We start from the raw sequence: 8,991 nt of genomic DNA, 5'->3' as shown, positions 1-8,991 counted from the left end.
TTTTTTAGTTATAGTGCTATTTTTTTATAATATTCTAATCTGCTTTCGTCTTTATATATCTCTTCTATTTCTTCTTTTATACTGTTAACAAGTTTTGGATAAGATAAGATTAACATTAACTCTTCAGATTGACCTGACTGTTTTAAACCTAATAGTTCTCCTGGTCCTCTTAGTTTTAAATCTTCTTTTGAAATATCAAATCCAGAAGAAGAGTTCTTCATTATATTTAATCTTTCTAGTCCTTCTCTTGGCGACACAAGAATACAATAGGATTTATTTTTTCCTCTACCAACTCTACCCCTTAACTGATGGAGTTGAGAGAGACCAAATCTTTCTGAAGAAAGTATTACCATTGCCGTTGCGTCAGGAACATTTACACCTACTTCAACTATAGTAGTGGAAACAAGAACATCAATTTTTCCTTCGTTAAAACTTTCTATTATTTTATCTATTTTTTCTTGTTTCATATCACCAGAAATAGAAGATACCTTTATATTCAATCCCATAGATGATACATATTTTTCAAAGTCAATCCTAGTGTCTCTTACGTTTTTAGCCTCAATTTTTCCTTCATCAATTAAAGGACAAATTATATAAGCTTGATGACCTTTTTTAACTTCTCTTATTATGTGTGAATAAGCTTCTTCTGTGTCTGTTGTAACTTCTGTTTCTACTTTTTGTCTTCCTTTAGGTAGTTCTAAAATGTTATAAATTTCAATGTTTTTACCATGGCTTATTAATGCGAGGGATCTAGGTATAGGAGTAGCCGACATGGATATACTGTGTATATTTTTATACCTTTTAGACAGACTTTCTCTTTGCCTTACACCAAATCTATGCTCTTCGTCTATAATTTTTAAACCTAAGTTTTTGTATTTAACGTTAGGGGAAAATCCTGCATGAGTTGAAATTAAAATGTCAATTTCTCCATCCTCTAAACTTTTAAGAATTTTTTTCTTCTCTGATGCTCTTGTTGTTCCAGTAAGAAATCCAACATTATAACCGAACTTTTCTGAATATTCTAAGATATCCAAATAATGTTGATTAGCAAGAGTTTGAGTAGGAGCTATCAATACTGATTGATATCCATTGTCTGCCATAATAAACATTAAGAGAAAGGCTACTATAGTCTTCCCACAGCCAACATCACCTTGAATAAGTCCTTGAACTTTTTTGCTATCTTTCATTTTTGATAAAATACTTGCTACAGTCTTCTCCTGATCGTCTGTTAAAGGGAAGGGGAGGGTATTTAATTTTTCTCTTAGGTTTACTTTTTTGATCTTTATATCTGTATTGGTTATATTATTTCTATCTTTCTCATTAGTTAACCACAAATAATTAAACAATTTGTCAAAGGTAAGCCTGTTATAAGCTCTCTTTAAATTTTGATGAGATGTCGGGTTATGAATTTCATTATAAGCTTCACTTCTTGTCATAATGTTATATTTGTTAATTATATTAGAATCAAAGTCATCTAGCTCGTGAACATAATTAAGACATTTCTTCATAACGTCATTAAAATATATCACGCTCATTCCTTTTACTTTTACATACCTTGGTATAATTTTCTTGTATTTTTCTATATTTTCAGATATATACATAGGGTTTACCATTTGATATTTTTTTGTATAAGGATTTATACTTATTTTTCCGCACACTATTATATCTTTTTGTTCCATACGATAGAGGTCAGCATATCTATAATCTTGGTTTATAAATACAATATCTAGCAGTCTCTGAGAGTCTGTAATCGTTGCAACTACAGTCTTTGGGGTCATTCTAATTGTTTTTAATTTTCCAATTATAGCTATATTTTCGTCAAAACCCTTTGGAACTGATGTTTTAATTGAGCAAGGCTCTGTAAAATCATAATATTCTTTGGGTAGGAACTCTAAAATATCTTCAATAGAATCTAAGTTTTTTCTAATAAGCTGATTTTCTTTAGTTTTGGGTAGGTCTAGCAATGATAATTCCATAAATAAAAATTCTCCTTTATATAAAAATATTTAATATTTTTTTTAATTAAACTTACATAATATATTACTTAAACCAACAAATAATAAGAAAAAACAAAAAAATGCTAGTAAAATATAAGGTTAATAAGAATTATAAAAATTACCTAAAAATTTTATGCAGCAGCAGGCATTATTGGTATATAGTTGAACTTGACAATAAACAAAAAGTATGATATCGTTATCACATAGAATGGATATGTTATAGATTATGATATTTTAAATTATTAAATAAGGAGGTGAATAAAAATATTTTAATATAATGTATACAGTAACTATTTATGTATTAGAAAAAGGAGAGGTAAAATTATGACAATTAAAGATTTTGATTTGGATTTAGAAGTTAAAAAGAATAATCAAAAAAACGGAGGAGAAACAAAAGGGGTTTCAAAAGTATTATCACCTGCTATAGTATCCAGCTATTTAGAAGGATGCACTGAAAACTGCACTAATTTATGTAGCAAACATTGTACTGAAGGTGAAAGATGTGGATATAGTGCACATACTTATACATGTAATGCTTATTGCTAAATTGAGTATATGAAAAGGAGTTGGATTTTGTGAGAAAAAAATATTCAGATATTTTATCAGATATTCTTTTAATAACTTTATCATTAGTATTGGTAACGTATTTAAAAGATCCATTCCTTACAGTCTTTATAGTAATAGTTATCTATTCAATTGTTAAACTTTTAAAATCAATTAAAAGAGATAAAAATAATAAGGTTGAAGATAATTAATAATAACATAAGACACAAAAATTTTCTAATACACCCTTTATGTGGGTGTATTAGCTTTTAAAGAGGAAACAAATGATAAATATTTTATTTTTAATAGGAACAAATAATAAAAATTCTTTATTAAAAAAAATAGCTAACGATATAAGTAAAAATCTGGATACGAAAAAAGTAAAATATGAAGTATTAAATATTTCGAATTTAAAAATAATAAACTGCGATGGTTGCCGAATGTGCTTTAAATACGGTTATTGTAAGTTTGAAAGTAAAGATGATGTTAAATTTATTAGTAACAAAATAAAAAAAAGTGATTTAATTATAGTTATGAGTTCTGTTTATTCTCATAATATACCTGGTAAATTTAAATCTTTTATAGATAGAATTTCTTATAAAACACATTTATTAGAATATTCAGGGAAGGTTAGTTTAACTATAACGTCAACATTTAGCAACGGGTCGGATATAGTAAGAAATTATTTAAATAAGATTGAAACGAATTTAGGTATTAAAAATATCAAAAATTATGATTATATAGAAATAAATTTTAATTATGATAAATTTATAGAAGACTTTACTAAAGAATTTAATAAGATAATCGACAATAATTTTGATTTTTATGATAAAAAAATTGAATTTATTTTTAATGACTATAAGTTTGGTTACAATCTTCTCAAAAAAAGGTTATATGAATCATTAAAATTTTATCCTGAAAATGAATTTAGGTTTTGGAATCAAAATTGGATTAGCAGAAGCATGTCTTATAGTGAATTTGTTAATAGAAAAAAAGAAAATAATTATAACTTTATAGAAGATAAAATATTTTTATCAAATGTTTTGGAGGATTATTTAAATGCTAAGCATGAAAAATAAGAAGCTTGCCAATAATATTGTTTTAGAAGCGAAAGAATATATCATAAATTTGTTAAAGAAATCATATATATCGGGTGAAGGACTTAAAGATATTGCATTGTTTTTTTTAATAACAGAAGACGATGTAAGTGAGGAAGTTGAAAATATTTTGATAAAATATTTTCAATATTTAAAAGAAGATATTGAAGAATATGGGATTGAAGAATATGGATTAATAGGTGGTAAAGGATTTGATTTATTCATTGTTAATTTTTTTAGAAATAAATATGGTGGCATGACAACTTTTTATAATAAATTTGAGAATATTATATTCAAGGAAGCTAACCTACATATACAAGATCTATTAGAAAATGAATTGGTTAATCCTTATGATTATGATTTAATAAGAGGCATTTCCGGAATTTTATATTATTTTTTAGTATATAATGTTGATAAGGATGCTTCAAATTTTATTAAATATATCATCTATTTAACAGAAGATAAGATTTACAAAAATATGAATGTTTTAAATTTTCATATTGAGCATGATGAAGATGACAATGCCTTTAAAAATAATGGATATAATGGATATATAAATTTTAGCTTGTCTCATGGGATGCTATCACCTCTGATTTGTTTAGTGTTAGCATATAAAAAAGGATATGAAATACGAGGTTTAAAAGAGTCTATAGATAAGTTGCTATATATTTATAATATCTTTGAAAAAGAGAGTGATGGTATAATTTATTGGCCAACACAGCTGGGAATAAAAGATTTTTATAATAAAGATTGGGATTTAGATAAAGATCCAAGGAATACAAAGTGTATGAGTTGGTGTTATGGAAGTATTACTATAAGCCGAATATTGGCTAAAATATATAAAATATTAGAAAATGAAGACAAATATATGAAGTATAGACATAACTTTTTAAAGATGATTAACAAAGACTTTAACTTATACAATCTTGACAATCCAAATATTTGTCACGGATACTCCAGTGTCATAAATGAAATAATATCATTCTATAAAGAAACTGGAGATGAACTATTTATAAGAAGAATGGATAAATTATTTGAAATGAGTTTAGATTCTTTTATAGATGTAAATGCTAGGATTGAGTCAAAATATACAAGAAATAAGCATATTTCAATAAAAGATTATGATGGTTGCTATAAGAATTTAAATTTTATTAATGGTGGACTTGGTTATTATATAACATTAAATACTTTAAATGATGGGGATTTTGAATATTCAAAATTATTATTAATCGATCCTGTATAAAACGAGGACTAGATTGGAGGGAATTTGACTAGTATATCTATTCGTATTTTTATTGGTTTATTTAATTTTATTTACTCTCTAATTATAATAATAAATTAGTCATTTTTAAATATAAAGTAAACAGCATGATATGCCTTCTCTAACCATTTAGGGAAGGTTTTTATAATGATTTTAATTCCGTCATAAATGTGTATCTAATTATTTATTCACCTTTTTTATAAATTCTCCTAACATTATCTTGTTTTTTTTATTAATTTTCTTTTTATTTCAAGGATTAAGTCTATATTTTTTTTGTTTTCATTATTCTCTTATTTATTCAATTATACAAACTTTTAACTGCTGATATCTAATTTGTGTTAAGAATCCTATTTCTTTTTGCGTAACCCACACAAGCGTCAACTGACCATTTATTTTTAAAAGTTTTTCATCGATCAAATTTAAAAATTTCTCGCATTTAAAAACTTAGCTCTTATCCTACGGTTTTTCTGGTTCTCAATATATATTTTGTAGTTAAGGTTAGAAAAATACTTTTTTGTTTATAGACATAAACTTGTCTCTTTTAAATGACACTAGCATTTTAATGCATTATTTATCGGCTGGTGTCATCTGCCTAAATTTATGGCAATTTATCTATTGCCATATCCTCCTTTATATACTTATATTAAAATTATTTCTTTTTTTGAAAGGTGTATTCATTTAATTTTTCTATTTATATTATTATTTATATAAGTCATGCAAATCTTCTTTCTGAATTTTTTTTGGTAATTACTAATATATCATAAAGTTTACATGACTTCTCCTATTCTTATGTGCCTAACCTCATTTTACAGTCTTTTATATATAGTTTATATCATTATACAATGAAGTAAAAAAAGCTATTGACAAATAAACTAAGCATTGATACCATGAACTCAGAAAACGTTGTACTGTATAATATAAGACTGATAAGTAGAGGTGAAGTAATGATTTATAATATTTGGGATTATTTTATGATTCGAACTCCGACAATTCCTTTTAATTATTTGGAAGAATATAGGAATTCGAATAAGGATATTTATGAATTTATTTCAGAAAATTATGATTTAGATAAATTTTTTAAAAATGCTCTTTTAATATCTTCTAAATCACTTTATTACTCATATATAAATAAGCCTGAAAAAGGGAAGAAATATAGAAATCTATGTCAAGGGTTATTAAAATATTTTATAAGAGCAAGTTCTAGACCAACCCCTTACGGGAGTTTTGCAAACGTATCGATTGGAGAATTTGGCCAAAATACAAAAATTGAAAAAGAATATGAAATAATAGATATTAAAGTAGATACTGATTGGGCTAATGGTTTAATAAAAAAATTAGAGGATGACTCAACGATATTTAAAAATTTATATTTAAAATTTAATGATATTTGCTATGTTAATGGAGATAGGCTGAAAAATCCTTATTTTGCTAATAGAGGGAATTTAACAAATAGTTCTGAGGAGATTAAAGAAAATAGTATTAGGTTTACAAATCTTGTAAAATTAGTAAAAAATAACTCCCAAAAGTTCATTAAATATAGCGACTTATTTTGTATTATTAAAAATGAATATGAAGATGTAGATGATTTACTTATTCACAATACAATTAAAGAATTAATGGAAAATGAATATTTATTTACTAATTTAAGACTTCCAGCTTATTGCAGTGATATATTAACTTATTTAATAAAGATCTTAGAAAATATCATAGAGGCTAGGGATATTACTGATAGTTTAAAAAAGTTGAACTATTTATTTAGTGAGTATAAGAAAAGTAGAGAAATAAGTACCCTAGAAAAGATTTATAATATTATGAAATCTTTAAATGAATCTAGTAATTATATAGAACTTAATACTGGATGTAAATATTCAAGTAAAACTCTTAATAAAGAATTAAAAAATAAAATAGAAAATTTTGTTAATGAATTTTCTAAAATTAGTCCTGAAATTAATAATTATGGATTTTTAGATAACTTTAAAAATGAGTTTATCGAAAAATACGGAAGTAATATAGAAGTTGATTTAATTGAGATAATTGATGAAAATAAATTTAATGGGTTTATCTATTTAAATGATTCTTATAATCCAAGTGATAGGGAAAAAGAGATTAGTAAAATAATTACAAATAAAATTGAAAAGGCTATATTTAATGGTGAAGAAGTATATCTTACAAAAGATGATTTTAAAAATATTGATAATAGTAAGCTAAATCTTACAAAGGGATTTGACTTAAATTTATACATAACTAAATCAAAAGGAGCCTACAATTTAATAGTTGGTCCCAATGGAGGGGCTCCAAAAGAAGGCTCAATGTTTCAACGATTTAGCGATTCTTTTGTAAAAGAAGACTTTGATGAGTATAACAAAATATATAAAAAATCGAGAGAACTAATACAAGATAATTACATAGAGGTAGAACTTAGAGAATGTACTGTATCTGGAAGAACATCAAATGTAGTTAACAATACTAAAAATTATGAATACTACCTTCCAATAGGTTTAGCTGGAAATGAAAATAAATTTTTAATGATTGATGATCTAATTATTGGTCTTGATGATAAAGAAAACTTTTATATTAAATCAAAATCATTAAATAAAAAATTAAAATTTATAAAAGACAATATGCTAAATACTAAAGTAAATAGTAAATTGTATCAACTTTTATATGAGTTATCTTCATTAAACGAAGATGTACCAGTAAATAGAATATTTGCACTTGGAACAGAAAATTACATATACAGTCCTAGAATATATTTCGAAGGAGTTATTATATCTTTAAAAAAGTGGAAATTTGATTATTTAAATTTAAGTAAAGAAAAATATAATGACTTTAAAAGAGATTTGTTAAATCTAAAAAAAGAATATACGATGGATAACTTAGTTTACCTAAGTGAAAACGACAATAGGTTAATGTTAGATTTAAATAGAGAGGAAAGCTTAGAATTATTATATTCTACCTACAAGAAAACAGGCGAGATTAAATTGACAGAAATTGAGCCTGGGTTAAAAAATAGTCTTGTAGATGATAAAAAAAATAGAGTTTATTTAAATGAATTTGTATTTTCTTTTATTCAAGAGGAGTATAAAATTGCTAATATTAGTATAGATTCTAGGTTGAATCTAGAAGCAAAAAATAAAATATTTATGCCTTTTCAAGACGGTTGGATCTATATAAAATTATATGGTTTAGGTAATAGGATTAATGAGTTTTTAACTAGACATTTAGATATAATTGATGATTTAGGAAATCCTACTTGGTTTTTTATTAGATATGAGGATACATATGGACCTCATATAAGGCTTAGATTCAAATTTAAAGATCAAGATGAAGCATTGGAGAAATTTAAAACAATAAATAAGTGGTTAGAGAGTTTATATACAATAAATATTATTAATAAAATTGAATTAGATAGTTATGAGAGAGAAATAAATAGGTATGGTGGAGATGAACTTATATATTTATTTGAAGAATACTCACAAATAAGCTCTGAACTTGTAATAGAAACACTTAGAGATTATAAAGATATTGATATAGAGAAAATTTATTTTTTTGAGATATTTAACTTATATATGGCGGCTTCACATAATTTAAAGGATTTATTTGAACTTCTTGATAGGAAAACATAGCAAAAGAATTTAGAAAAGAATATAAAGAAAAAAGAAAAGAGTTGATGAGTATAGGAGAGGACATATTAAATTTAAAATATGGAGAGTTTGAACCATTAAAATCATATATTCAAAAGTTAAATATTATATTAAAAAAATATAGAGACAAAATTGATTACTTATACAATGAAAATAATTTGACAAATACTAAGGAGATGATAATAGGGTCACTTTCACATATGCACTGTAATAGATTAACAGGAGATAGAGCTCTTGAATACAAGACTTTTGTAATTATAAGACATACAGTTTATGACTTATTAAATAAAAAGAAGTATTTAAAGAGGAAGTTATGAATTATATGTCATGGATATTCTTTTCCACTAATAATGATAAATAACATTTTAAAAGAAAATTATTTTAATATTCATAGTAGTTATAAATGTAGAAAGTTAATAGATAGAAGAAAAGAACTAAATAATATATTA

The 8,991-nt window shown here is 24.8% G+C and carries 7 protein-coding genes; 6 read left to right on the top strand and 1 reads right to left on the bottom strand.

The features are described from left to right. Positions 1-8: 8 nt before the first annotated feature. Entirely contained in the window at positions 9-1,976 is a 1,968-nt protein-coding gene (locus RH95_RS08945; RefSeq protein ID WP_010248488.1) for an ATP-dependent DNA helicase RecG, read from the bottom strand. 345 nt (positions 1,977-2,321) lie between these two features. Between RH95_RS08945 and RH95_RS08940 the strand changes: the two genes are divergently transcribed. The 6 genes from RH95_RS08940 to RH95_RS08915 all read left to right on the top strand — a co-directional run bounded on the left by RH95_RS08940 (position 2,322) and on the right by RH95_RS08915 (position 8,859). Next, positions 2,322-2,543, top strand: a complete 222-nt coding sequence (locus RH95_RS08940) for a hypothetical protein (protein ID WP_010248485.1) — start codon at positions 2,322-2,324, stop codon at positions 2,541-2,543. A 29-nt stretch (positions 2,544-2,572) separates the two neighbouring features. After that, positions 2,573-2,752: a hypothetical protein gene (locus tag RH95_RS08935; RefSeq protein ID WP_026038634.1), complete on the top strand. Its 180-nt coding sequence runs from the start codon at positions 2,573-2,575 to the stop codon at positions 2,750-2,752. A gap of 72 nt (positions 2,753-2,824) precedes the next feature. Continuing rightward, positions 2,825-3,619: a flavodoxin family protein gene (locus RH95_RS08930; RefSeq protein ID WP_010248483.1), complete on the top strand. Its 795-nt coding sequence runs from the start codon at positions 2,825-2,827 to the stop codon at positions 3,617-3,619. Beyond that, a complete protein-coding gene (locus RH95_RS08925; RefSeq protein WP_010248481.1) occupies positions 3,600-4,880 on the top strand; it encodes a lanthionine synthetase LanC family protein in 1,281 nt (426 codons plus the stop codon). Before RH95_RS08930 ends, RH95_RS08925 begins: the two co-directional genes overlap by 20 nt. 962 nt (positions 4,881-5,842) lie before the next feature. Continuing rightward, positions 5,843-8,524, top strand: a complete 2,682-nt coding sequence (locus tag RH95_RS08920; RefSeq protein ID WP_010248479.1) for a lantibiotic dehydratase — start codon at positions 5,843-5,845, stop codon at positions 8,522-8,524. Further along, positions 8,521-8,859, top strand: a complete 339-nt coding sequence (locus RH95_RS08915) for a lantibiotic dehydratase C-terminal domain-containing protein (protein WP_369369287.1) — start codon at positions 8,521-8,523, stop codon at positions 8,857-8,859. Before RH95_RS08920 ends, RH95_RS08915 begins: the two co-directional genes overlap by 4 nt. Positions 8,860-8,991: the final 132 nt, after the last annotated feature.

The organism is Peptoniphilus rhinitidis 1-13, from assembly GCF_000246925.1.
Lineage (GTDB): Bacteria > Bacillota > Clostridia > Tissierellales > Peptoniphilaceae > Peptoniphilus_A > Peptoniphilus_A lacydonensis.
Note: the sequence above shows the minus strand (reverse complement) of the source record. Positions and strands in the feature narration are given on the sequence as shown.

What these genes read in the sequence shown, in the direction of transcription:
- RH95_RS08945 (WP_010248488.1), bottom strand. Translation starts at nt 1,976, where the DNA reads ATGGAATTATCATTGCTAGACCTACCCAAAACTAAAGAAAATCAGCTT.
- RH95_RS08930 (WP_010248483.1), top strand. Translation starts at nt 2,825, where the DNA reads ATGATAAATATTTTATTTTTAATAGGAACAAATAATAAAAATTCTTTA.
- RH95_RS08940 (WP_010248485.1), top strand. Translation starts at nt 2,322, where the DNA reads ATGACAATTAAAGATTTTGATTTGGATTTAGAAGTTAAAAAGAATAAT.
- RH95_RS08920 (WP_010248479.1), top strand. Translation starts at nt 5,843, where the DNA reads ATGATTTATAATATTTGGGATTATTTTATGATTCGAACTCCGACAATT.
- RH95_RS08925 (WP_010248481.1), top strand. Translation starts at nt 3,600, where the DNA reads ATGCTAAGCATGAAAAATAAGAAGCTTGCCAATAATATTGTTTTAGAA.